The following is a 24,429-nucleotide window of genomic DNA, read 5'->3' as shown; positions in this document are numbered from 1 at the left end:
AGCTTAGTTTGCTTGCCGGAAAATTTCCTGCCGTAGAAAAAGCTTTTTTTAAGTCATATCAATGACTCAGTTATTGCCGGGATAACCAAATGCCTTGTCTGGCGCGGCCTGCGGCATGAATCGTCATCGTTCCGCCATGATTAATTCATAATTCCGCTATAAGTTATTCGATCTTGGTCGTTTTCTATTGTAAAGATTAGGCGCGTAACTAAATTTTCACATAAACTATTGCGGCTATTAACCCTGTAATTTATGGAAAAAGAACCAGTGAAGATTTCAAAACTCAAAACGCTAGCAATTATCGCTTCCGCAATGGTTTGTGCGCAAAGTGCCCAGGCGGGAACCTGGTCACTGGGTGCTGCCGCGCTGGTTAGCCCGGACCCGTATCGCGGTTATCAGGATCGCGTTTATCCGGTGCCCGTCATCGACTATGAAGGTGACGACTTCTACTTCCGTACTCTGACCGCCGGTTACTACCTGTGGAAAGATCAAGAAAATCAGCTGAGCATCATGGGGTATTACACGCCATGGGGCTACCGTCCGGGCGACAGCGACGACGATCGCATGAAGCGTCTCGACAAGCGTCGCGGCACGCTGATGGCCGGCCTGGCCTATTCACACAACGCAGAGTGGGGCACCATTCGCACCACCTTCACCGGCGACACGCTGAACTACAGCAACGGGCTGGTGGGCGATGTGGCTTATCTGTACAAGTTTGATCTGGACGCGTTGACGCTGGTTCCGGGCGTAGGCGTGATGTGGAACAGCAAAAACCAGAACAAATATTACTATGGCGTCAGCGCCAATGAATCGCGCCGCAGCGGTCTGGACAGCTACACCCCGAGCGATAGCTGGGCGCCGTATCTCGAGCTGAGCGCCAATTACCAGATCAACAAGAGCTGGAACGCCTTCTTCCTCGGCCGCTATGTGAAGTTGTCGGATGAAGTGAAAGACAGCCCGATGGTGGATAAATCTTACACCGGTTTGCTGATGACGGGTGTGAGCTATACCTTCTAATCGCGCATTGCACGATAAGTGTGCATGGTGTGCATCAAAAAGGGGCGCGAGCGCCCCTTTTGCACATCCGTAGTGCGCTGACGCGCACGGGGTTTCAGGCCTTTTTACGGCTGCGGAAGGTCACACCCAAACGGGCGGGTTGTTCGCCGGCGGCGACCAGCGGTTTGCTGACGCGCCCGGTCTCAACGCAGACCATGGTCTTGTAACCGTCGTTCGGCATGTCTCCCATGCTGCAGGACAGCTCTACGCCGGGGTTCCAGGCGATAACGTCGCTCATATGATGGTGATGAACCTCGATGGTGCGTGCGAGCGCCGGATCGCGGATCAGGCTGAAGGCCTCCGGACGGGTATAGACGCGGTCAGTTTGGCCGACGAAGGTCACTTCGCCCGTCTGACGCGCTTCGACGCCGCCCGCCACCTTATCAATATAAGGTTCGCCCAGGCCCGCCACGCTGACCCGATCGATATCGCCAACCTGGAAGTAGCTGTGCAGCGCCGCCGTGGCTTGATAATCGCCGTGCGATTCCAGTTCGATCTCGCACTCTTCACCCAGCTTGAAGCGAGCAATCAGCGTGAAGGCGTGCGGCCACAGCTTGCGGGTCTGCTCATTGTCTTTCAGCGTAAAGGTCAGGATGACGCCGTTGTCATCTTCATCGTGCGCCGTCAGGCTCCAGGGCTGGTTGCGGGCGAACCCGTGGGAGGGTTGCGCCACCGGGCCGAACCACGGCCAGCAGATCGGCACGCCGCCGCGGATGGCCTTGCCTTTGGCGAAAGGCGTGTTGTTGCTGAGCCAAATCACCGGCTGCTCACCGCTGGGCTGCCAGGCCAGCAAATGGGCGCCCTGCAGCGCGACCGCCGCGCGCACTTTCGGGTGCGACACGACCACCACGCCCAGCTCATCGAGTTGGCGCTGGCTGATGTAAGGAGAAATCTGTTCGGAAACGGGCAGGGTGAAAATTTTCTCGTTCATTTCATAACCTATTGTTTGCCGGAAATAGAAATGGACCCTATTAGCTTTCGGGTCACAACCAGGCCCTCAGGCGCATGCTTAGACAGTGACTGAGGTGAGTGTGTGCAGCGAACAACGCTGTGACTCGAAAGATGACGGGTAAAAAAAGGGCGACAAAAAAATGTCGCCCTCATTATCAGCTTAACATCATGCCATTACTTGGAGATGTGAGCGATCAGATCCAGAACCTTGTTGGAGTAGCCGGTTTCGTTGTCGTACCAGGAAACCAGTTTCACGAAGTTGTCGTTCAGTGCGATACCGGCTTTGGCATCGAACACGGAAGTCAGCACTTCGCCGTTGAAGTCGGTGGAAACCACGTCGTCTTCAACATAGCCCAGAACGCCTTTCATAGAGCCTTCAGCGGCGTCTTTGATGGCTTTCTTGATTTCTTCGTAGGTAGCCGCTTTTTCCAGACGCACGGTCAGGTCAACAACGGACACGTTAGGGGTCGGTACGCGGAACGCCATGCCGGTCAGTTTGCCTTTCAGCTCTGGCAGAACCACGCCAACCGCTTTCGCTGCGCCGGTAGAAGAAGGGATGATGTTCTGGGATGCGCCGCGGCCGCCGCGCCAGTCTTTGTGAGACGGGCCATCAACGGTTTTCTGAGTCGCGGTGGTGGCGTGAACGGTGGTCATCAGGCCTTCAACGATACCGAAGTTGTCGTTGATGACTTTAGCCAGCGGCGCCAGGCAGTTGGTGGTGCAAGAGGCGTTGGACACGATGTCCTGGCCGGCATATTTGTCAAAGTTGGCGCCGCGAACGAACATTGGGGTCGCATCTTTGGATGGGCCAGTCAGAACCACTTTTTTAGCGCCGGCGGTGATGTGTTTACGTGCGGTTTCGTCGGTCAGGAAGATACCGGTCGCTTCAGCAACCACATCAACGCCCACTTCGTTCCACTTCAGGTTAGCCGGGTCTTTCTCTGCGGTAACACGGATGGTTTTGCCGTTAACAACCAGGTGGCCGTCTTTAACTTCTACCGTACCGTTGAAACGGCCGTGAGTAGAGTCATACTTCAGCATGTAAGCCATGTACTCTGCGTCCAACAGGTCGTTGATTGCAACGATCTCGATGTCAGAACGCTCTTGAGCAGCACGGAAAACAATGCGACCGATACGGCCAAAACCGTTGATACCTACTTTGATAGTCATATATTCCACCAGCTATTTGTTAGTGAATAAAAGGTTGGTTGTAAAATTACAAAAACCTTACCCAGCGTCAAGCGGAATCGTGTCAATACTTGCGGCAAGTCAAACCGGAAGGGTGGTTTTGCACGCTTATTGCACAGTCCATTTGCGCTCGGCCTCATCCGTTATATGGGGACAAGCCGCCAAGTATAAAGTCAGCATACGCAAGATGTGTGATCGCTATCACATATCATCGTGACGTGGCCTTTATGGGCTACAGTTTAGGCCAAAAACCCCTGCAGCGGTGTTAATTTTTTGTTATTATTAATCATTGTTTTCGTTGACATTATCCACATTCAGAGATAAGCACAAATGGCTAAAGAGACAACCCCCGCTCATCCGGTCACGGAACTGAATGAAATCCAACGTTATGTCACGCAACAGCGTGGCACCGAAGCGCCGTTTAGCGGCAAATTGCTGCATAACAAGCGTGAGGGCGTGTACCATTGTCTGTGCTGTAACCAGCCGCTGTTCTATTCCGAAACCAAATACGATTCCGGCTGCGGCTGGCCCAGCTTTTACGAGCCGGTTTCCGCCGATGCAATCCGTTATCTTGATGATAATTCACATAATATGCATCGTGTTGAAATCCGCTGTGGCCACTGCGACGCGCACCTGGGGCATGTATTCCCCGATGGCCCGCAGCCGACCGGTGACCGTTACTGCGTCAATTCCGCCTCGCTGAGTTTCACCGATGGCGAAAATGGCGATCAAACGGCCGGTTAAGCGGTAATTTAACCAACAAAATCGATTCAGCTAATTATTCTTCCGTAAGCGAGAAGGGCCCTGATGGACGTGAAAGATCTGATTGCGGCGATGACGCCCGAGATATACCAACGCCTGGTGCAGGCGGTTGAACTGGGCAAATGGCCGGACGGCGTGGCGCTGACGCCGGAGCAAAAGGAAAACAGCCTGCAGGCGGTGATGCTGTGGCAGTCGATGAACAACGTCGATCCGCAGCATATGAGCATCGGCACCGACGGGCAGATCGTGATGAAGAGCAAACAAGAGCTGAAGCAGCAGTTCGTTGCCGAGCCGCTGGTGAAACTCAAGCCGCAGTAAGGCTCCCCCCCTAAAGCGGGGCGATGTCGCCATCGCCCCGTCGATTCAACGTTTCTCGCCCTTTATGCCCAGCGATTCCGCCAGCTGCTGCGCCAGCCGGTTGTTGTCGTCTGCGCCGTATTCCCAGAACATCGCACCGCCCAATCCCTGGCTTTTAATGTAATCGGCCTTGATGGCCACCGAACGCGGGTTCTCGTACGAGATGGCGAACAGCGGCTTGCCTTCGGCGGATTGCAGCGTCAGGTATGGCACTTTGGCGTCGTCATCCCAGTGCTCGCGGAAACGCTGCTGCGGATCGTTGAGCAATTTGTTGACGATATCGCGGTATTTAAAATAAGTGTCTTTGCTGAGATCCAATCCCAGCGTGCGGAACAGGGCGATTTCTCGCGCGCTGAAGTAAGGCTGCGTCACCGGATGCTTGGCGGCGTCCGGCTTGTCCCAGTCGATGCCCGCCTCGGTCGCCCGTTTCGGTACCCGGCCGTAGAAACCGATACCCAGGTTCATCTGCGCCGGTTTCAGACCGGCGGCCAGATAATGCTTTACCACGTTATCGGCGCTGTAGCGATCGGCGGCGGCTACGGTTGGCCAACGCGTTGAATCGTACAGGTTGGCATTGAAGTACTGCGTGCCGTAAGCCATGTCGTAGGTCATCAGATTGATGTAATTGAGGTAGGGCGCAATATTTTTTACATCGACCCATTCACGTGGGCTTTTGACGTTGGCCCCGACGGCGATGGTCAACAGCTTGCCTTTACCCAGCGCCTGATGAAGCTCTTTCAGCAGCAGGGTAAAGTTGTCGCGGTCTGCCGGTTGGCTTTCCACCAAACCCCAGGCGCCGTTTACCGGGTATTCCCAGTCCAGATCGATCCCATCCAGCCGGTACTGCTCGATCACCTGCAACGCGGAGCGAATGAAAATCGCCCGGTTTTCCGCGGTGGCGGCGGCGCCGGAGAAACCGCGTGCGCCCCAGCCTCCGACCGACAACAGCACTTTCAGCTCGGGGTTCTGTTTGCGCAGCACCGGCAGACGTTGCAGATCGGCCGTGACTTTCGGCGACAGGTAGATCTGGTGGCGGCGAGCGGGGTCTTTCAGCGCCGCATTGGTTTCGTCTTTCTCGTCGTTGTAGATCAGGCCAAACGAATAGTTGAGGTGGGTGATTTGCGTCACGTCCAGCTTGTTGATGTCACCACCGGGGCCGGCGGTGACGTCGCCGCCGCCGTTGAAGTAGCCGACGGAGAGATAGGCCGCCTGAGCCGCGCTGATACCGGCGATAGCCAACTGCACCGCTGCCAGCAAAGGCAGCAGTTTTCGGGTTATTTTCATGTTTGTCTCCTTGGGATCGGCAAGGCCGACCGTACCGCCAGTAGCGGTCACAATAAAGCCGGGCTCAGCGGGCCCCGGATGCGTATAACCGATTGACGCCAAAAGCGTCGCTGCCATAACAGCAAAAGCGCCTGCCGGTCACAAGCGGCTGGAGGAGAAGAAGAACAGCATTGTGAGCGGCGTCGATATTTTCGCCGCCGCCCAGAGAGGGCGCCGATAGCGCCCGGCAGGATTTAATTGGCGAGAAATTGTGACAGGGTAACCAGTTGAGCGCCGGCGCGCGCCATCTCCTGCAGCGCCCGCTCACTGTCGTCCGGCTGCAGATTCACGCCGCGGCAGCCGTCGACGATCACCTGCGTCGGATAGCCGGCAGCCAGCGCATCCAGCACGCTGAACTTCACGCAGTAGTCGGTCGCCAGGCCCATGACAGCCAACCGCCGGACGCCCTGCGATTGCAGCCAGCCGTGGAGTTCGGTTTGCGCACGGTGGCCGTTATCGAAGAACGCGCTGTAGCTGTCGATGTTCGTATCTTGCCCTTTGCGAAAGACGGCATTGATGTGTTGCCGCTGTAACTGGGGATGAAAATCGGCGCCGAGGCTCCCTTGTACGCAGTGCACCGGCCACCATACCTGCGGCAGGCCTTCCAGCTCACCGAGGGTGCCGACCTGCGCATCGGAGTTCACCGCAAAGCTGCGGTGATTGGCGGGATGCCAGTCCTGGCTGGCCACCACCGGTTCGCCGCGCGCCAGGCAGGCGGCGATCGCCTGATTGGCGACCGGGATGACGGCGTCGCCCTCCGCGACCGCCAGCGCGCCGCCGGGGCAGAAGTCGTTTTGCAGATCAATCAACAACAGGGCCGTTTTCATCGCCGCTCCAGAGTTCAGTCGATTAACCGTTGATGCTCAGCTCGCCGCGCAGATCTTGCTGCATCAGGGCGCGGATTTGTTCCGGCGTCAGCGGCTGGCTCAACAGATAGTGCAGCTTGGTCAGAGCGGCTTCCACCGTCATGTCGAAACCGCTTATCACCCCGGCGTGCGCCAGCGCGTTGCCGGTGGCGTAGCCTTCCATATTGACGCGCCCGGAGATGCACTGCGTCAGGTTGACCACTACGATGCCGCGTTCGGAAGCCGCGCGCAACTCGTCGATCAGCTCGGCCTTCTGCGGCGCGTTGCCGACGCCGTAGGAGCGTAAGATCAGCGCCTTGACCGGCTGCAGCAGGAAGTTGCGCACCACCGCGCCGGAAATGCCCGGATAGATGGTGACGACGCCGATCGGTTGCGGCGTGATGTCATGTACCTGCAGCGCACCGTTGCAAACCGGGCTGTCGATGCCGTGCTGGCGACGAATGTGGATACCGGCTTCCAGCAGCGGCGGCAGATTCGGGGAGGCGAAGGCGTCGAAGCCGTCGGCGTGCGCTTTGGTGGTGCGGTTGCCGCGGAACAGCTTGTTGTTGAAGAACAGGCTGACTTCGTTCACCGGATGGTTGGCCGCCAGATACAGTGCATTCAGCAGATTGGTTTGGCCATCGGAGCGCAGCTCCGCCAGCGGAATCTGCGAGCCGGTGACGATCACCGGTTTGGCCAGGTTCTCCAGCATGAAGGAGAGCGCCGAGGCGGTGAACGCCATGGTATCGGTGCCGTGCAGGATCACGAAGCCGTCGTAGCGATCGTAGTTCTGTTTGATGTCGTCGGCGATGTGCTGCCAGTCTTCCGGCGTCATGTCCGAGGAATCGATGAGCGGCGCGTATTCATGAATGGTGAAATCCGGCATCTCCGGCCGATGGAATTCCGGCATCAGCGCCAGCTGACGCTGCAGGTGGCCGGAAACCGGAATATAGCCGTGCTCGGAACGCTGCATGCCGATGGTGCCGCCGGTGTAGGCGACGTAAATGGATTTCTTTTGCATGGTTATGATTTTAACAAAGATAAGATGGGCTGAATTATAGGGACATGGCGGCAGAAAAAAAGCCCGGCGGAGGCCGGGCTGCAGAATTATTTGTTAGCGGACTTCTCCGCAGGTCAGACAGATCGCGTAGCGGTTCTGCGGATCGTTCAAGTTATTGAACAAACCCGGCTGCTCTTTCACCGCATTGGCGACCGAGGCCAGCGGGGCAGGCAGCATGGCCTGAATCGCCGCCGGCAGCATGGCGTGAATGGAAACGCCGAACTGGCTGAGCACCATATCGCTCAGGCTCGGGGTGTCGACGAACCAGTCGAGCTGCCACTGTTGCAGTTTCGCCAGCTCAGCGGCTTTCTTCACCGCGTCGTCGAAATCGCCCAACTGATCGACCAGGCCGTTGGCCTTGGCGTCGCTGCCGAGCCACACGTGGCCCTGCGCGATTTGGTCAACCTGCTGCGGGGTCATCTTGCGTGATTTGGCGACCAGATCGAGGAAGTTCTTATACCCGTTTTCGATATTCAGCTGCATCATCTGCGAGAACTCCTGCGGCAACGCCTTGGTGACCGCGATATCGGCCAGCGGCGATGTCGCCACGCCGTCGGTGTGCACGCCCAGCGTATCCAGGGTTTTCTCGTAGGTATTGATGATGCCAAAAATACCGATGGAGCCGGTCAGCGTGCTCGGGCTGGCGATGATGTAGTCGGCCGGCGTTGAGACCCAGTAACCGCCCGACGCGGCCATGCCGCCCATCGACACCACCACCGGTTTGCCGGCGGCGCGCACGGCGGCCAGCTCGGAGCGGATCACTTCGGACGCGCTGACGCTGCCGCCAGGGCTATTGACGCGGAACACCACGGCTTTGACGGCCGGATCCAGACGGGCCTGACGCAGCTCGGCGGCGGTGGTGTCGCCCCCGACGTTGCCCGGCGTCTGCGGGCCGTCCATGATGGCGCCGTTGGCGAACACCACGGCGATCTTGCCACCCTGGTTGGCGTCCGGCTTCGGCTGGTAGTCGTAGATGCTGATGGCGTTAAAATCGTTCGCCTGTTTGTCCCAGCCGAAGGTTTTGACCAGCTGATTTTCGATCGCGGTGCGCGACGCCAGCTCGTCCACCAGCTTATTGTCCAGCGCATAGCGTGCGGTGTCGCCGCCTGCCGCCTGCAGGCCGCTCAGCACGCCGGCGGCGCCGGGGAACAGCTGCTGCGGCGTCAGCTGCCGGTTGGCCGCCACGGTTTCCAGATAGTTCTGCCACAGACCGCCAATCCAGCGGCTGTCCGCTTCGCGCGCCGCCGGGGACATGTCGTCGCGGATCAGCGGTTCGACCGCCGATTTATAGGTGCCGACGCGGAAGATATTGGTGGTGACCTTGAGCATGTCCAGCAACGACTTGTAATACAGGTTGTTGGTGGCGAAACCGTGCAGATCGACCGCGCCCTGAGGCGACAGGTAGACCTTGTTGGCGTAGCTGGCCAGGTAGTATTGCGTTTGATTGTAACTGTCCCCGATGGCGAAGATCGGTTTGCCGCTGTCGCGGAACTCGCGCAGCGCTTTGCCGATATAGCGCAGCGAGGGCTGATCGGCGCCGGCGAAGTCATTCAGCTGCAACACCATGCCGGTAATGTTTTTGTCGTCTTTGGCCTTGCGGATGCTGTCCACCACGTCGAACAGCGAATTCTCCTGCAGGCGGCTGCTGGAGGCGCCCAACAGTTCACGCCCCCATTGCCGCACCCGGTTGTTTACCGAAGGCTGATCGACCACCACACCGCTTAAATCGACCAACAGCGCGCCGCGCGCCGGGGCCGTCGAGGTGGAGGAACTTTGGAAGGACAGATAGATGCCGACCCCAACCAGGATCAGCAGGACCAGGAACAGGTTAAGGATCAGTTCCCTGATAAAATTCAGCAGACGCCATGTCCACCGGAAAATGCCGGCAATAATTTGCCACAATGTGCGCATGTGCTCTCCAACAAGAGTCGAGAATGTTCCGCTATCCTAATGAGCGGCCGGGTAAATGTCAGCTTTAAATCGTGGCACACAGACGCTATCGCCGAGGCTGTAACTCGCCGTTTAGCTATGTTAACGTGGCCGGAATGAAAATTGTTATCAGGAGTTTACGATGGATGCTCTGGATCTTTTATTGAATCGTCGCTCGGCTTCGCGCCTGGCGGAACCGGCGCCGGCGGGGGAAGTGCGCCAAAACATCATCAACGCGGGCCTGCGTGCGCCCGATCACGGCGCGCTGCAGCCGTGGCGTTTCGTGATGATCGAGAATCAGGGCCTGGAGCGTTTCAGTCAGCTGCTGCAGGCGGCGGCGAAGCAGGATCAGTTGGATGAAGCGGCGATCGAAAAAGCCACCAAGGCGCCGTTCCGCGCACCGCTGATCATCACCGTCATCGCGCATTGCACTGAAGAGACCAAGGTGCCGCGCTGGGAGCAGGTGGTTTCCGCCGGTTGCGCCGTGCAGGCGATGCAGATGGCGGCGCTGGCGCAGGGCTTTAACGGCATCTGGCGCACCGGCGCCTGGACCGAGCATGCGCTGGTGCGCGAAGCCTTCGGCTGCCGCGAGCAGGACGAGATCGTCGGTTTCCTCTATCTGGGCACGCCGCAGCTGAAGGCCGCCACCAAAGTGACGCCGCCGGACAGCACGCCTTTCGTCAGCTATTTCTAAGTATTATCCGACGGGGCGCGGCGAAAATGCGCCAAACCCCGCAAAATTGCATGGTTTCTGAGCAGGCCGTTCGCTTATCGGCGGCACGCTCTTATCAATCCCCTCGGCAAGCGCTACCCTATGTTATCTTGAGTGCCGTTATCGAAGGGAGTGGACTATGACATCGCCAGCGATCCGTTTAACCCAGTACAGCCATGGCGCTGGCTGCGGCTGCAAAATCTCACCGAAAGTTCTCGAAACCATCCTGCACAGCGAGCGGGAGAAATTTGTCGATCCGCGTCTGCTGGTCGGCAATGAAACCCGCGACGACGCGGCGGTATATGACATCGGCAACGGCGTCGGCATTATCAGCACCACCGACTTCTTCATGCCGATCGTCGACGATCCGTTCGATTTCGGCCGCATCGCCGCCGCCAACGCCATCAGCGACGTGTACGCCATGGGCGGCAAACCGATCATGGCGATCGCCATTCTCGGCTGGCCGATCGCCAAACTGCCGCCGGAGGTGGCGCAGCAGGTGATCGACGGTGGGCGTTTCGCCTGCCAGCAGGCGGGGATCGCGCTGGCCGGCGGCCACTCCATCGATGCGCCTGAACCTATCTTCGGCCTGGCGGTCACCGGCGTGGTCAATACCGAGCGGGTGAAGAAGAACAGCGCCGCGCAGGCCGGGGCTAAACTCTATCTGACCAAGCCGCTGGGCATCGGCGTGCTGACGACCGCCGAGAAGCAAAGCAAGCTGCGCCCCGAACATCAGGGGCTGGCGACGGACGTGATGTGCCGCCTTAACAAGCCGGGCGCCGACTTTGCCGAGGTGGCGGGCGTCACGGCGATGACCGACATCACCGGTTTTGGCCTGCTGGGCCACCTGAGCGAGGTATGTCAGGGTTCCGGCCTGCAGGCGACGGTCTGGTTCGATCGGGTGCCGAAGCTGCCGGACGTCGAGGCGTATATTGCCGAAGGCTGCGTGCCGGGCGGTACCGGGCGCAACTTCGACAGCTATGGCCATCTGGTGGGCGAGATGAGCGATCTGCAGCGCCAGTTGCTGTGCGATCCTCAGACCTCCGGCGGTTTGCTGTTGGCGGTATTGCCGGAGGCGGAAGCGCAGGTGCTGGCGATTGCCGAACAGCATGGCATTACGCTCAACGCCATCGGCGAGCTGCATGTGGCATCGGCCGATAAGCCGCTGATCGAGGTCGTGTAGTGTCCAACATGCAAGGAAGGCCGGACAGCGATGATTACCAACGCATTTTCCTGCAGGACGTGCCGCTGATTGACGTGCGCGCGCCGATCGAGTTTCAGCAGGGCGCCTTCGCTCAGGCGCTGAACCTGCCGCTGATGATCGACAGCGAGCGGCAGGCGGTGGGCACCTGCTATAAACAGCATGGGCAGCAAGCGGCGATAGCGCTTGGCCACAGCCTGGTGAACGGCAAACTGCGCGAACAGCGCACCGCCGCCTGGCTGGCGGCCTGTGCGCAGCGGCCCGAAGGCTATCTCTATTGCTTCCGCGGCGGTCTGCGCTCGCAGCTGGTGCAGCAATGGCTGCATGAGGCCGGCGTCGAGTACCCGCGTATCATTGGCGGTTATAAGGCGCTGCGCAATTATTTGCTCGGCGTGCTGGCGCAAAGCGCAGCATTGCCGATGGCCCTGGTGGGCGGCAATACCGGCAGCGGCAAGACGTTGCTGGTCAACGAACTGGCCGACGGCGTCGATCTGGAAGGTGCGGCGCGCCATCGCGGTTCATCTTTTGGTCGAACGCTGGCGGGCCAGAGCTCGCAGATCGATTTTGAGAATCGTCTGGCTGTGTTATTGCTGAAAAAACAGCATGGTGGCAGCCGCCGTTGGGTGCTGGAAGACGAAGGGCGGATCATCGGCAGCAACAATTTGCCGCTGCCGTTGTTCAATGGGATGCAGCAGGCGCCGGTGGCGGTGATCGACGATCCGTTCGACATTCGCCTGGCGCGTTTGCAGGCGGAATATATCGACGGCATGCGCGAACAGTTCGAACAGGCCTATGGCATGGAAGAGGGCTGGCGACAGTACGACGACTATCTGCACCACGGCCTGTTCGCCATACGCCGCCGCCTGGGGCTGGAACGCTTCCAGCTGCTGACGCAACGACTGGAAGCGGCGCTGCGGACACAGCGGCTCAGCGGCCAGGGCGAGGCGCACCGCGAGTGGCTGGCGCCCCTGTTGCAGCAGTACTACGATCCGATGTATTGCTATCAGTTGGAAAAGAAAGCCCAGCGGATTGTCTTCCGTGGGAACTATGCAGAAGTAAGAGAATTCTTGATGACGTTCAGCCAGAAAAACGGTGAATAATGCGACTGTTCATAGCCGAGAAACCGAGTTTGGCGCGCGCCATTGCCGACGTATTGCCCAAGCCGCATCGCCGCGGCGACGGGTATATCGCCTGCGGCAACAACGATGTGGTGACTTGGTGCGTCGGCCACCTGTTGGAGCAGGCTCAGCCTGACGCTTATGACAGCCGCTATGCGCGCTGGTCATTGGCGGATCTGCCGATCATTCCCGAAAAATGGCGGTTGCAGCCGCGGCCTTCGGTCAGTAAACAGCTCAACGCCATTAAAAAGTTGCTGCTTGAAGCCGATGAAGTAGTTCACGCCGGCGACCCGGATCGCGAAGGGCAACTGCTGGTGGATGAGGTGCTGGACTACCTGGATCTGACGCCGGAAAAACGCCAGAACGTGCGCCGCTGTCTGATCAACGATCTCAACCCGCAGGCGGTGGAGCGCGCGGTTGAACGCCTGCGCGACAACCGTGACTTCATCCCGCTGTGCGTGTCCGCCCTTGCGCGCTCACGCGCCGACTGGCTGTACGGCATCAATATGACCCGCGCTTATACGCTGCTGGGCCGCAACGCCGGTTATGACGGCGTGTTGTCGGTGGGCAGGGTGCAGACGCCGGTGCTGGGGTTGGTGGTGCGGCGCGATGAAGAGATCGAAAACTTCGTGCCGAAAGACTTCTTTGAGGTCAAGGCGCACATCGTTACGCCGAAAGAAGAGCGTTTCGTGGCGCTGTGGCAGCCCAGCGAGTCGTGCGAGCCTTATCAGGACGAAGAGGGGCGCTTGCTGCACCGGCCGTTGGCGGAGCACGTGGTCAAGCGCATCGAGGGCCAGCCGGCGCTGGTCACGTCCTATAACGATAAACGGGAATCAGATACCGCGCCGCTGCCGTTTTCGCTCTCCACGCTGCAAATCGAAGCGGCCCGGCGTTATAACCTCAGCGCCCAACAGGTGCTGGACGTTTGCCAGCGGTTGTACGAAACCCATAAATTAATCACCTATCCGCGTTCCGACTGCCGCTACCTGCCGGAAGAACATTTCGCCGGCCGTCACGCGGTGCTGAACGCCATCAGCGTGCACCAGCCTGAGCTGTATCCGCAGCCGGTGATCGACAGCGATCGCCGCAACCGCTGCTGGGACGATAAAAAAGTCGATGCGCACCACGCTATCATTCCCACCGCCCGTGCCGGCAAGATTAATTTGACGCAGGATGAACGGAACGTGTATGGGCTGGTGGCGCGCCAGTATCTGATGCAGTTTTGTCCGGATGCGGTATTCCGCAAATGCGTGATTGAGCTGGATATCGCCGGCGGCAAATTTATCGCCAAGGCGCGTTTCCTGGCGGAAGCCGGTTGGCGTACGCTGCTGGGGAGCAAGGAACGCGACGAAGAAAACGAAGGCGCACCGCTGCCGGTGGTGGCTAAAGATGATGAGCTGCTGTGTGAGCGCGGTGAGGTGGTGGAGCGTCAGACGCAGCCCCCGCGGCCGTTTACCGACGCCAGTCTGTTGTCGGCCATGACCGGCATCGCGCGCTTTGTACAAGATAAAGCGCTAAAGAAAATCCTGCGGGCGACCGATGGTTTAGGTACGGAAGCGACGCGAGCGGGGATCATCGAATTGCTGTTCAAACGGGCGTTTCTGTACAAGAAGGGACGCTATATTCACTCCAGCGAAACCGGGCGCGCGTTGATTCACTCGCTGCCGGATCTTGCTGCGCGTCCTGATATGACGGCCAACTGGGAGGCAACGCTGACGCAAATCAGCGAGAAATCCTGCCGTTATCAGGACTTTATGCAGCCGTTGGTCGGCACGCTGCAAGAGCTGATTTATCAGGCTAAGCAGAGCCGGGCGAGCATGGCGTTTCGTGGGTTGCCGCCGCCGCCTTCCAGCGGAGGCAAAAAACGCAGGAAAAGCGCCGGTAAGGCGCAGGAGAAGAGTGAATGAAGCACGGACTCAATGGGGTGCTGGCTGCCGCTGCCCTGGCGTACTGCGGCCTGGCGGCCGCCAACCGGGGCGATGTGGACGTGGTGTTGCCGGTTTCGCCGGAGATTTGGGGCACGGCGAAAAACGGCGCCAATTCGCCACCGGCGCAACCCTGCAACCGCTGTTGCGTCTACCAGAATCAAAACTATTCCGAAGGCGCGGTGCTCAAAGTCGAAGGAGAAGTGCTGCAGTGCGTGCGTGAGCCTAACACCATCGGCACCAACCCCTTGATTTGGGTGCGATTGAAGAAGTGACCATGTAACCTATCGCCGCGCTCAGCGTGCATCGCCTTGCGCGGCGATATAGTCCGCCAGCAGTGGAACGTCGGCCGGGGCCAGGGTATATTCCTGCGCCTGTTGCGGCGTGACCCACACCAGCGCTGAGTGACAATGCAGCTGCAATTCACCGGAGAACTCCGCGACTCGCCAGGCGTGTAGCCGGATGAGGCGTTCGCCTTGCTGCCACTGATTGCAGCCCACATAGTTGCCGATACGGGCGCAAATCCCCAATTCTTCATCCAGTTCGCGCGCCAGCGCCTGCGGTTGGCTTTCACCCGGCTCAACTTTGCCGCCGGGAAACTCCCACAGACCGGCCTGATCGCTGTCTGCGCCGCGCTGGGCCAGCAAAATGCGGCCATTTTTTTCCAGAATGGCGGCTACCACGTCGATAATTTTCATTGGCTTCACAGAGTAAAACCCCGGCGGACGCCGGGGTGATGGGGTTACAGCGTAAATTCCGCCCAGACCGGCGCATGGTCGGAAGGTTTCTCCATGCCGCGGGTTTGGTAATCGATGCCGGTGGCGATGCAGCGCGAAGCCAGCGGGGTGCTGGCCAGCAGCAGATCGATACGCAGGCCGCGGTTGTCGTCGAACCCTTTGGAGCGGTAGTCGAACCATGAGAACTCGTCGTTGCGCCCCGGGTTGGCGTGGCGGTAGGTATCGACCAGGCCCCAGTTCAGCAGGCGATCCATCCATTCGCGCTCTTCCGGCAGGAAGGAGCATTTACCGGTGCGCAGCCAGCGTTTGCGGTTGTCTTCGCCGATGCCGATATCGTAATCGCTGGGGCTGATATTCATGTCGCCCATGATCAGCACCGGGGATTCCGCCGACAGCTGCTGCTCCAGGTAGTTTTGCAGATCCTGATAAAAGCGTGTTTTAGCCGGGAATTTGATCGGGTGGTCGCGGCTTTCACCTTGCGGGAAGTAGCCGTTGATCACCGTCAGCGTGCCCTGCGGCGTAGCCAGATCGGCCATGATGATGCGACGCTGCGCGTCTTCTTCATCGGTCGGGAAGCCGCGGCGCACGGCCAGGGGCTCCGCTTTGGTCAGCAGCGCCACGCCGTAATGGCCTTTTTGCCCGTGATAGAACACGTGATAGCCGTGCTGGCTGACTTCTTCCAATGGGAACATGTCATCGTGAACTTTGGTTTCCTGCAGACCGATCACGTCGGGCTGGTGCTGTTCGATAATTGCCGCCAGCTGATGCGGACGCGCGCGCAGTCCATTGATATTAAAAGAGACAAACTTCATGAGCGGTGCCGTTTTCACGAGAAAAATGTGCTGTGATAGTAGCAGAGTTTGGCGGGAAATGTAACGCAGACAGCGGCGAGCCCGCTGACTGCGCAGCCGGCATTATTTCGCCCAGCGGTCGTAATTTTTGGGTTGATAGTCGTCAAACTGTTGCAGCAGCGTTTGCGCCGATTCGCTGATGTGCAGCGTACCGAGATAGTCGTGGCGCATGAAGCCCTGATCGGCGACGTGTTCGAGGAACTGGCTCAGTGGGCGGTAGAAACCGTTGACGTTCAGCAGGCCGACCGGTTTGTTGTGATACCCGATTTGCCCCCAGGTCCAGATTTCAAACAGCTCTTCCAGCGTGCCGATGCCGCCGGGCAGGGCGATAAAACTGTCCGCCAGCGCCGCCATACGGGCTTTGCGCGTATGCATGTCTGGCACCACTTCCAATTCAGTCAGGCCGCGATGCGCCGTTTCCGCTTCAACCAGGCGCTCGGGGATAATGCCGACAGCTTCACCGCCCGCCGCCAACACCGCGTCCGCCACAATCCCCATCAGTCCTTTTTTGCCGCCGCCGTAGATTAAACGGCGTCCCTGTGCGGCCAGCAATTGCCCCAGTTGGCGAGCCTGCTCGGCATAAGCGGGATTGACGCCTTCGCTGGCGCCACAAAAAACGCAAATATTGTTTCGCATCCACCTGTTCCTTACTGCACTAAAGAAGCCAGTGGTATAGCGAATTGTCGGCCGGAGTTCAAGTTACTGCTGGGAGTGAGGAGATAAAACATCAAGGTGAAAGCGGCGATAAGGGGAGATAAATTGAGTTTATTGATGCGAGGGCTATTTAATTAGATTTTTGGAGGGGCAAGAGATGGTGGTGGGGGAAGGATTCGAACCTTCGAAGTCAGTGACGGCAGATTTACAGTCTGCTCCCTTTGGCCGCTCGGGAACCCCACCATGGTATTCATGGATTTGCTGATTTTTTAAGGAATGGGCTAAATTCCTATTGTGTGCTTCTAAGGATGACCGCGCTAAAGCGCGTTGTCTCGCTGCGCTCGGCTCGAACCTTGTCGAAGCTTCTCATCCTCCCCCTCGGCGTTTAATGATATTTCAGCTTTCGCTTCAAGTTCATCAACAGAGAGAAGATGGTGGTGGGGGAAGGATTCGAACCTTCGAAGTCAGTGACGGCAGATTTACAGTCTGCTCCCTTTGGCCGCTCGGGAACCCCACCATATACATGGCTATTTAACTGGCCTTGCTTGCGAGAGCGCTGTCTCGGTAAGCGGGGCGCATCATATCAAATGAAGCGGATGTGTAAAGCATTGAAATGCAGAAAATGAATCGTTTGCCGTTTTTTTATTCTTGGCGGTGCATCCCTGAACGAAATGCACCGATTTATTGAGCGATTACAGAATAACGGTGCGATTGCCGTAGACGAAGACGCGCTGCGCCAACACCTGATACAGGGCTCGGCTGAGCACGTTTTTCTCTACGTCGCGGCCGGCGCGCATCATATCCTCGGCGGAATAGGTGTGATCGACGTGGATCACGTCCTGCATGATGATCGGGCCTTCGTCGAGATTGTCGTTAACGTAGTGAGCCGTGGCGCCGATGATTTTCACGCCGCGTTCGTAGGCCTGGTGATAAGGCCGCGCGCCGATAAACGCCGGCAGGAACGAATGGTGAATGTTGATCACCTGATTCGGATAATGTTGCACGAAGGCCGGCGTCAGCACGCGCATATATTTGGCCAACACCACGTAATCCGGCTGATATTGATCGATCTTGGCCGTCATTTCGCGGTCGTGCTGTTCGCGCGTCAATCCTTCGTGGCTCACCAGATGGAAAGGAATATCGAAACGCTCCACCAGCGTTTGCAGCGTGTCGTGGTTGCCGATTACGGCGGCGATCTCAACGTCGAGGCCGCCATAGGCGCTTTTCATCAACAGATCGCCCAGGCAGTGTGCCTCTTTGGTGACCAGCACCACGATGCGCCGACGTCCGGTGCTGTGCAACTCACGCAGCGAACCTTCCGGCAGGGCGCTGTCCAGATCGGCCAGCAGCGTGTTGTCGTTGAAAATGCCTTCCAGCTCGGTGCGCATGAAGAAACGCCCGGTGCGGTGATCGACGAACTCATTATTCTGGACGATATTGAGCTCGTGTTTGTAACAGATGTTGGTGATCTTGGCGATCAGCCCTTTGGCGTCCGGGCAGATGGTGCGTAACACTTTTCGTTGTACATTTTGGTGTGGCATGGGTTTGAGGATCCTGTCTGATACTGAACGGCCTGTCTGCGCAGGCGTTAACGTGAAGCGCTGGCCGGCTAGCGCCCGCAGCACTTCTTATATTTTTTCCCTGAGCCGCAGGGACATATCGCATTTCGGCCGGGCTGGGGCTTGCTGCCGTCGATATAATACCAACGTTGATCGCGACGAAGGAAGCGTGAGCGCTCATGCATCGCCTGGGGCTCGCCGCTTTCGCCATCGGTGAAGCGGGCGATGAATTCGACGAAGCCTTCGTCCGGCTCATGGCCGGTTTGCTCCTCGACGATCGTCAAGCCCAGCCATTCGGTGTTTTTGAAGCTGTCGACGATCGCATTGCGCCATGCTTCGGCGCCGCAGTCGGGGTGCCAGGTGGCGATCAGATAGTCGACGTTATGATTCACGTAGGCGGTGAAGCGTGAACGCATCAGTTGGCCGGGCGTCGGCGCCGGCTGACTGCCGCTGATAAAAGGGGCGCAGCACGCGTTATACGCCAGTCCGCTGCCGCATGGGCATGATTCGGGCAAAATAACTCCTGAGAAAACGAGGCTGAAAATGAATTTAGCGCATATGTTACCTAACAATATTCGTCAGTGACAATCTACCCTGAAAGCAGAGAACACCTTTTACCGAGAGGATGGCGCTATGCGGCAAATCAAGATCGGACTGGCGCTGGGGGCGGGCTCGGCTAAAGGCTGGGCGCACATCGGCGTGATCAATGCGTTAAAGAAACTGGGGATTGAGGTCGATATCGTTGCCGGCTGCTCTGTCGGTGCGTTGGTGGGGGCGGCATTCGCCAGTCACCGTTTGCCGGTGATGGAGCAGTGGGTGCGGTCGTTCAGCTATTGGGACGTCATTCGTCTGATGGATTTTTCCTGGCAGCGCGGCGGTTTGTTGCGCGGCGATCGGGTGTTCACTGCCGTCGGGCAACTGTTGAAGGTCAATGATATTGCCGAATGTACGCTGAAGTTCGGCGCCGTGACGACCAATCTCAGCACCGGCCGCGAACTGTGGCTGACCGAAGGCGATATTCATCAGGCGGTGCGCGCTTCTTGCAGCATGCCAGGCCTATTGGCGCCAGTGTGGGCCGACGGCTATTGGCTGGTGGACGGCGCGGTGGTCAATCCGGTACCGGTGTCGCTCTGCCGGGCGCTGGGCGCCGATATTGTCATTGCGGTCGATCTGCAGCATGACGCGCATTTGATGCAGCAGGATCTGTTCTCGATACGCGGCGAGGACGAACGCCCAGACGATACGCCTGCGGAGACCTGGCGCGGGCGCCTGCGGGATCGCGTCGGCAGAATGCGCAAGCGCAAACCGACGACGGCGCCGACGGCGATGGAGATTATGAGCACGTCGATTCAAATGCTGGAAAATCGCCTGAAGCGCAACCGGATGGCGAGCGATCCGCCGGACGTTTTGATCCAGCCTTTTTGCCCGCAGATCTCAACGCTGGATTTCCACCGCGCCGATGAAGCGATCGAGGCGGGGTTGCTGGCGGTTGAAAAACAACTGGATCGGTTGTTGCCGTTGATAAAAAATAGATAATTATCGGTTCTTGGTTGGCAATGCGCGGTTGGTCTGTTTCAGACGAGCATAAGTGACCTTTTTGAGCCACTATTACACTATGGAAAGGGACGAGGCTCGGCTGATGGCATTACCACTCACTCACAAGCGTATCTTGATCGTTGAGGACGAACAGGTTTTTCGTTCCGTGCTGGTCGGTTATCTGACCTCGCTGGGCGCTGAAACCGGCGAGGCGACCAACGGTTTACAGGCGCTGAGTGCCGTCGATGACTTCAAGCCGGATCTGATTCTGTGCGATCTCGCGATGCCGGAAATGGGCGGCATCGAATTCGTTGAACACCTGCGTCTGCAGGGGCTGCAGATCCCGGTGCTGGTGATCTCCGCTACCGACAAGATGGCGGACATCGCCAAGGTGCTGCGTTTGGGCGTACAGGATGTGCTGCTGAAGCCGCTGACCGATCTCAATCGCCTGCGTGAGGCGGTGCTGGCGTGTTTATACCCCAATATGTTTACCTCCCAGGCGATTGAAGAGGTTGAGCTGTTTCAGGATTGGGACGCGCTGAGCAAGAATCCTTCCGAAGCCGTCAAACTGCTTAAGCAATTGCAGCCGCCGGTGCAGCAAACCATTGCGCATTGCCGGATCAACTATCGCCAGTTAACCACGGGCGAAAATCCCGGGCTGGTGCTGGATATCGCGGCATTGTCAGAAAAAGACCTGGCGTTCTATTGCCTGGACGTCACGCGCGCCGGTGATAATGGCGTATTGGCGGCGCTGCTGTTACGCGCATTATTTAATGGGTTGCTGCAAGACCATCTGGCTAATCAACAACATCGCCTGCCGCAAATGTCGGCATTGTTAAAGCAGGTTAATCAATTATTGCGGCAGGGGAAATTAGACGGTCAATTCCCGCTGTTGCTGGGATATTATCACGCCGAAAATAAAAACCTGATTCTGGTTTCCGCCGGGCTGCATGCCAACGTCAATACCGGCGACAATCAAATTCAGCTGAGCAACGGCGTGCCGCTGGGCACGCTGGGCGCCACCTACATGAACCAGATCAGTCAACGCTGTACGGCCTGGCAATGTCAGGTATGGGGCAGCGGCGGCCGATTGCGGCTGATGCTCAGCGCTGAATAATGGGCGTTGATCGGCGATATCTTAAGCTATTCACTTATCGGTAATTAAACCGTCTATTTCTTCTCCCGATTATCAGAACGGGTAATAGTCCTAAATGTTTTCTATTTGTGTTCTGGTTAATGCCAGGCGCGCATAAGCTGGTATACTCCGAAGGTTTTTTTATATCGAGCCCAAGCTCATAAAATGAGCGCTTCAGCTTTAAGAGAGGAAATAATGCCTGCTGTAAATCGCAAAGTCAGAAAAGCCGTGATCCCGGTTGCAGGCTTGGGTACGCGGATGTTGCCGGCCACCAAAGCCATTCCGAAAGAAATGCTGCCGCTGGTTGATAAACCGCTGATCCAATACGTCGTCAATGAGTGCATTGCAGCAGGGATTAACGAGATTGTGCTGGTCACCCACTCCTCCAAGAACTCGATCGAAAACCATTTTGATACCAGTTTCGAACTGGAAGCGATGCTGGAAAAACGCGTCAAGCGTCAACTGCTCGATGAAGTGCAGTCAATCTGCCCGAAGGGCGTTACCGTGATGCAAGTCCGCCAGGGGAATGCCAAAGGCTTGGGGCATGCGATTATGTGCGCCTACCCGATGGTGGGCGATGAGCCGGTCGCGGTGGTGTTGCCGGACGTGATCCTTGACGAATACAGCGCCGATCCGAAAAAAGACAACTTGCACGACATGCTGCAGCGCTTCGAAACCACCGGCATCAGCCAGATCATGGTTGAACCTGTGCCGCATAAAGATGTTGGCAACTACGGCGTAGCCGACTGTAAGGGCGTCGAATTGCATCCGGGCGAAAGCGCGCCGATGGTCAGCGTGGTCGAGAAGCCGTCGCCGGAGAAAGCGCCTTCCAACCTGGCGATTGTCGGTCGTTATGTCCTCTCCGCCGATATCTGGCCGCTGTTGGCGAAAACGCCTCCGGGCGCCGGCGACGAAATTCAGCTGACTGACAGTATCGAAATGCTGATGCAGCAGGAAACGGTGGAAGCGTATCACCTGAAAGGCGTGAGCCATGACTGCGGTAACAAACTCGGTTACATGCAGGCCTTCGTGGAATACGGCATGCGCCATGCCAGCCTGGGCAAAGAATTTTCTCAGTGGCTGCAACAGGTTGTTGCCGCTGACAAGAAGTAATTGAGTGATCTTTCGTCTTAATTTGAAAAACTAGGATTTTCACATGAAAGTAACAGTTTTTGGTATTGGTTATGTGGGTCTGGTGCAGGCCGCCGTACTGGCTGAAGTAGGCCATGACGTTATGTGTATTGACGTCGATGAGCGAAAAGTCGAAAACCTGAAAAAAGGGAATATCCCGATTTTCGAACCGGGTCTGACGCCGCTGGTGCAGCAAAACTATGAGGCCGGCCGTCTGCATTTCACCACCGATGCCAAAGCGGGCGTGGCGCACGGGACTATCCAGTTCATCGCCGTCGGCACGCCGCCGGATGAAGACGGTTCCGCCGATCTGAAGTACGTCACCGCGGTGGCGCGCACTATCGCCGAGCACATGACCGATCGCAAAGTGGTGATCGACAAATCCACCGTGCCGGTCGGTACGGCGGACAAGGTGCGTCAGGTGATGGCTGAAACGCTGGCGAAACGCGGCAGCAACGTGCCGTTTGACGTGGTATCCAACCCGGAGTTCCTGAAGGAAGGCGCGGCGGTGGCAGACTGCATGCGTCCTGAGCGCATCGTGATCGGTACCGACAATAAAGATGTGATCGAGCCTATTCGCGAGCTGTACGAACCGTTTAACCGCAATCACGATCGTATGATCATGATGGATATCCGCAGCGCGGAGCTGACCAAATATGCCGCTAACTGCATGCTGGCGACCAAGATCAGCTTTATGAACGAAATGTCCAACCTGGCGGAAATGCTGGGCGCGGACATTGAGAAAGTGCGTCAGGGTATCGGTTCCGACTCACGCATCGGCTATCACTTCATCTACCCGGGTTGCGGCTACGGCGGCTCTTGCTTCCCGAAAGATGTCCAGGCGCTGATCCGTACGGCGGAGCAGATCGGTTACCAACCGAAGCTGTTGCAGGCGGTAGAGCAGGTCAACTATCAGCAGAAAGACAAGCTGAACAGCTTTATCAACGACTACTTCGGCGGCGATCTGAAGGGCAAAACCTTCGCGCTGTGGGGGCTGGCGTTCAAGCCGAATACCGATGACATGCGTGAAGCTTCCAGCCGCGTGCTGATGGAACAGCTGTGGGCCGCAGGCGCCATCGTTCAAGCCTACGATCCGGAGGCGATGAACGAAGTTCAGCGCATCTATGGCCAGCGTGACGATTTGAAGCTGGTGGGCACCAAAGAGGCTGCATTGCACGGCGCCGATGCGCTGGTGATCTGCACCGAATGGCAGAACTTCCGCGCGCCGGACTTCGATGTGATCAAGGGCGCGTTGAAGCAGCCGGTGATCTTCGATGGCCGTAACCTGTACGATCCGGAGCGTTTGGAAAATCGCGGCTTTACCTATTACGCAATTGGCCGCGGCGCCTCGATTAAACCGGTTATTTAAGGAGTGAGCATGAAATTCCTGGTTACAGGCGCCGCAGGGTTTATTGGCTATCACGTTGCAGAGCGTTTGTTGACCGCCGGTCATCAGGTTGTCGGCATTGATAACCTGAATGATTATTATGACGTGGGCCTGAAAATGGCCCGTCTGGATCGACTGGCGGATAAGCCGGGATTCCGCTTTATCAAGCTGGATTTGGCCGATCGTGAAGGCATGGCGGCATTGTTTGCCGAGCATCAGTTCCAGCGAGTCATTCATTTGGGGGCTCAAGCCGGCGTACGTTATTCGCTGGTCAATCCGTTGGCTTATGCCGATGCCAACCTGATCGGTCATTTAAACGTTTTGGAAGGCTGCCGTCATAATAAGGTTGAGCATTTACTTTACGCCTCTTCCAGCTCGGTATATGGCCTGAATCGCAAGCTGCCGTTCGCCACCGAAGATTCTGTCGATCATCCGGTGTCACTGTATGCGGCGACTAAAAAAGCCAACGAGCTGATGTCACACAGCTATTCCCATTTATACGGTCTCCCGACGACCGGACTGCGGTTCTTTACGGTATATGGTCCCTGGGGGCGCCCGGATATGGCGCTGTTCAAGTTTACCAAAGCCATATTGGCCGGGGAGAGCATCGACGTATATAACCACGGTGAAATGCACCGAGATTTTACTTACATCGATGACATCGCCGAGGCGATAGTGCGGTTGCAGGCGGTTATTCCGCAGGCGGATCCGTCATGGACCGTTGAACAGGGATCGCCGGCAACCAGTTCTGCGCCGTATCACGTTTATAATATCGGCAATAACACCCCCGTTAAACTGATGGAATATATCAGTGCGTTGGAGAAGGCATTGGGGGTGACGGCCCGTAAGAATATGCTGCCGATGCAACCGGGTGATGTGATGGATACCAGCGCGGATACGGAAGAGCTTTATCGTGACATTGGCTTTAAACCGGAAACCAGCGTTGAAGAGGGCGTGAAGCGCTTTGTTGACTGGTATAAGGCATTCTATCAGGTTCAATAATTGAACGCGG

General features: G+C 57.6%; 24 protein-coding genes and 2 tRNA genes. 13 read left to right on the top strand and 13 right to left on the bottom strand.

Features of this window, described 5'->3' with window-relative positions; translation table 11 throughout:
• Nucleotides 1-252 precede the first annotated feature (252 nt).
• Nucleotides 253-1,017: a MipA/OmpV family protein gene (locus EDY99_RS10670; protein ID WP_033643317.1), complete on the top strand. Its 765-nt coding sequence runs from the start codon at nt 253-255 to the stop codon at nt 1,015-1,017.
• Between the two features lie 94 nt (nt 1,018-1,111).
• On the opposite strand, the gene EDY99_RS10665 is transcribed toward EDY99_RS10670, so the two are convergent.
• The gene (locus tag EDY99_RS10665) at nt 1,112-1,987 is read right to left on the bottom strand and encodes a D-hexose-6-phosphate mutarotase (protein WP_033643316.1); all 876 of its coding nucleotides are present in this window, start codon (nt 1,985-1,987) and stop codon (nt 1,112-1,114) included.
• A 194-nt stretch (nt 1,988-2,181) separates the two neighbouring features.
• Nucleotides 2,182-3,177 carry a glyceraldehyde-3-phosphate dehydrogenase gene (gene gapA, locus EDY99_RS10660; protein WP_004932222.1) on the bottom strand — a complete coding sequence of 332 codons (996 nt, stop codon included), beginning with the start codon at nt 3,175-3,177 and terminating at the stop codon, nt 2,182-2,184.
• A 348-nt stretch (nt 3,178-3,525) separates the two neighbouring features.
• On the opposite strand from gapA, the gene msrB reads away from it, so the two are divergent.
• Nucleotides 3,526-3,939 carry a peptide-methionine (R)-S-oxide reductase MsrB gene (gene msrB, locus EDY99_RS10655; RefSeq protein WP_033643315.1) on the top strand — a complete coding sequence of 138 codons (414 nt, stop codon included), beginning with the start codon at nt 3,526-3,528 and terminating at the stop codon, nt 3,937-3,939.
• A 63-nt stretch (nt 3,940-4,002) separates the two neighbouring features.
• Nucleotides 4,003-4,275, top strand: a complete 273-nt coding sequence (locus EDY99_RS10650; protein WP_004932218.1) for a YeaC family protein — start codon at nt 4,003-4,005, stop codon at nt 4,273-4,275.
• Nucleotides 4,276-4,320: 45 nt separating this feature from the next.
• On the opposite strand, the gene EDY99_RS10645 is transcribed toward EDY99_RS10650, so the two are convergent.
• The 4 genes from EDY99_RS10645 to sppA form a co-directional block, all read right to left on the bottom strand.
• Nucleotides 4,321-5,598: a glycoside hydrolase family 18 protein gene (locus EDY99_RS10645; RefSeq protein ID WP_123061744.1), complete on the bottom strand. Its 1,278-nt coding sequence runs from the start codon at nt 5,596-5,598 to the stop codon at nt 4,321-4,323.
• A gap of 233 nt (nt 5,599-5,831) precedes the next feature.
• A complete protein-coding gene (gene pncA / locus EDY99_RS10640; protein ID WP_046687230.1) occupies nt 5,832-6,464 on the bottom strand; it encodes a bifunctional nicotinamidase/pyrazinamidase in 633 nt (210 codons plus the stop codon).
• A 22-nt stretch (nt 6,465-6,486) separates the two neighbouring features.
• Nucleotides 6,487-7,503 carry an asparaginase gene (gene ansA, locus EDY99_RS10635; protein ID WP_033643312.1) on the bottom strand — a complete coding sequence of 339 codons (1,017 nt, stop codon included), beginning with the start codon at nt 7,501-7,503 and terminating at the stop codon, nt 6,487-6,489.
• A gap of 93 nt (nt 7,504-7,596) precedes the next feature.
• Nucleotides 7,597-9,453, bottom strand: coding sequence for a signal peptide peptidase SppA (gene sppA, locus EDY99_RS10630; protein WP_033643311.1), 1,857 nt, complete (start codon nt 9,451-9,453; stop codon nt 7,597-7,599).
• Between the two features lie 160 nt (nt 9,454-9,613).
• Here sppA and EDY99_RS10625 point away from each other — a divergent pair, with 160 nt between their 5' ends.
• From EDY99_RS10625 to EDY99_RS10605, 5 genes are all read left to right on the top strand, one after another.
• Entirely contained in the window at nt 9,614-10,165 is a 552-nt protein-coding gene (locus EDY99_RS10625) for an NAD(P)H nitroreductase (RefSeq protein ID WP_004932204.1), read from the top strand.
• A 157-nt stretch (nt 10,166-10,322) separates the two neighbouring features.
• The gene (gene selD / locus EDY99_RS10620) at nt 10,323-11,366 is read left to right on the top strand and encodes a selenide, water dikinase SelD (protein ID WP_072627528.1); all 1,044 of its coding nucleotides are present in this window, start codon (nt 10,323-10,325) and stop codon (nt 11,364-11,366) included.
• Nucleotides 11,367-11,374: 8 nt separating this feature from the next.
• Entirely contained in the window at nt 11,375-12,484 is a 1,110-nt protein-coding gene (gene mnmH, locus EDY99_RS10615; RefSeq protein WP_123062170.1) for a tRNA 2-selenouridine(34) synthase MnmH, read from the top strand.
• Complete coding sequence (locus EDY99_RS10610) at nt 12,484-14,409, top strand: DNA topoisomerase III (protein ID WP_021503851.1); 1,926 nt, start codon at nt 12,484-12,486, stop codon at nt 14,407-14,409. The genes mnmH and EDY99_RS10610 overlap by 1 nt, the downstream gene beginning before the upstream one ends.
• On the top strand, nt 14,406-14,702 hold the full coding sequence (locus EDY99_RS10605; protein ID WP_033643308.1) for a YnjH family protein: 297 nt from the start codon (nt 14,406-14,408) through the stop codon (nt 14,700-14,702). Before EDY99_RS10610 ends, EDY99_RS10605 begins: the two co-directional genes overlap by 4 nt.
• Nucleotides 14,703-14,723: 21 nt before the next feature.
• On the opposite strand, the gene EDY99_RS10600 is transcribed toward EDY99_RS10605, so the two are convergent.
• The 7 genes from EDY99_RS10600 to EDY99_RS10570 all read right to left on the bottom strand — a co-directional run bounded on the left by EDY99_RS10600 (nt 14,724) and on the right by EDY99_RS10570 (nt 18,743).
• Entirely contained in the window at nt 14,724-15,125 is a 402-nt protein-coding gene (locus tag EDY99_RS10600; protein WP_033643307.1) for a pyrimidine (deoxy)nucleoside triphosphate diphosphatase, read from the bottom strand.
• Between the two features lie 44 nt (nt 15,126-15,169).
• Complete coding sequence (gene xthA / locus EDY99_RS10595) at nt 15,170-15,976, bottom strand: exodeoxyribonuclease III (RefSeq protein WP_004932192.1); 807 nt, start codon at nt 15,974-15,976, stop codon at nt 15,170-15,172.
• Between the two features lie 102 nt (nt 15,977-16,078).
• Nucleotides 16,079-16,651 carry a TIGR00730 family Rossman fold protein gene (locus tag EDY99_RS10590; RefSeq protein ID WP_004932190.1) on the bottom strand — a complete coding sequence of 191 codons (573 nt, stop codon included), beginning with the start codon at nt 16,649-16,651 and terminating at the stop codon, nt 16,079-16,081.
• 176 nt (nt 16,652-16,827) lie between these two features.
• A tRNA-Tyr gene (locus tag EDY99_RS10585) sits at nt 16,828-16,912 on the bottom strand.
• 189 nt (nt 16,913-17,101) lie between these two features.
• A tRNA-Tyr gene (locus EDY99_RS10580) sits at nt 17,102-17,186 on the bottom strand.
• A gap of 175 nt (nt 17,187-17,361) precedes the next feature.
• Nucleotides 17,362-18,210, bottom strand: a complete 849-nt coding sequence (purU, locus tag EDY99_RS10575; protein WP_004932187.1) for a formyltetrahydrofolate deformylase — start codon at nt 18,208-18,210, stop codon at nt 17,362-17,364.
• A 68-nt stretch (nt 18,211-18,278) separates the two neighbouring features.
• Nucleotides 18,279-18,743, bottom strand: a complete 465-nt coding sequence (locus EDY99_RS10570) for a YchJ family protein (RefSeq protein WP_033643306.1) — start codon at nt 18,741-18,743, stop codon at nt 18,279-18,281.
• Nucleotides 18,744-18,861: 118 nt separating this feature from the next.
• Here EDY99_RS10570 and rssA point away from each other — a divergent pair, with 118 nt between their 5' ends.
• From rssA to EDY99_RS10545, 5 genes are all read left to right on the top strand, one after another.
• Nucleotides 18,862-19,764, top strand: coding sequence for a patatin-like phospholipase RssA (gene rssA, locus EDY99_RS10565; protein ID WP_116286263.1), 903 nt, complete (start codon nt 18,862-18,864; stop codon nt 19,762-19,764).
• Between the two features lie 103 nt (nt 19,765-19,867).
• A complete protein-coding gene (gene rssB / locus EDY99_RS10560) occupies nt 19,868-20,881 on the top strand; it encodes a two-component system response regulator RssB (RefSeq protein ID WP_004932178.1) in 1,014 nt (337 codons plus the stop codon).
• 213 nt (nt 20,882-21,094) lie between these two features.
• Nucleotides 21,095-22,012 carry a UTP--glucose-1-phosphate uridylyltransferase GalU gene (galU, locus tag EDY99_RS10555; RefSeq protein ID WP_033650221.1) on the top strand — a complete coding sequence of 306 codons (918 nt, stop codon included), beginning with the start codon at nt 21,095-21,097 and terminating at the stop codon, nt 22,010-22,012.
• Between the two features lie 43 nt (nt 22,013-22,055).
• Nucleotides 22,056-23,399, top strand: coding sequence for a UDP-glucose/GDP-mannose dehydrogenase family protein (locus EDY99_RS10550; protein WP_033650222.1), 1,344 nt, complete (start codon nt 22,056-22,058; stop codon nt 23,397-23,399).
• A 9-nt stretch (nt 23,400-23,408) separates the two neighbouring features.
• Nucleotides 23,409-24,419: an NAD-dependent epimerase gene (locus EDY99_RS10545; protein ID WP_033650223.1), complete on the top strand. Its 1,011-nt coding sequence runs from the start codon at nt 23,409-23,411 to the stop codon at nt 24,417-24,419.
• Nucleotides 24,420-24,429 lie beyond the last annotated feature (10 nt).

Origin of the sequence: Serratia sp. LS-1, from assembly GCF_003719595.1 — a bacterium.
Lineage (GTDB): Bacteria > Pseudomonadota > Gammaproteobacteria > Enterobacterales > Enterobacteriaceae > Serratia > Serratia ureilytica.
This window is presented reverse-complemented; position numbering and strand designations above follow the sequence as displayed.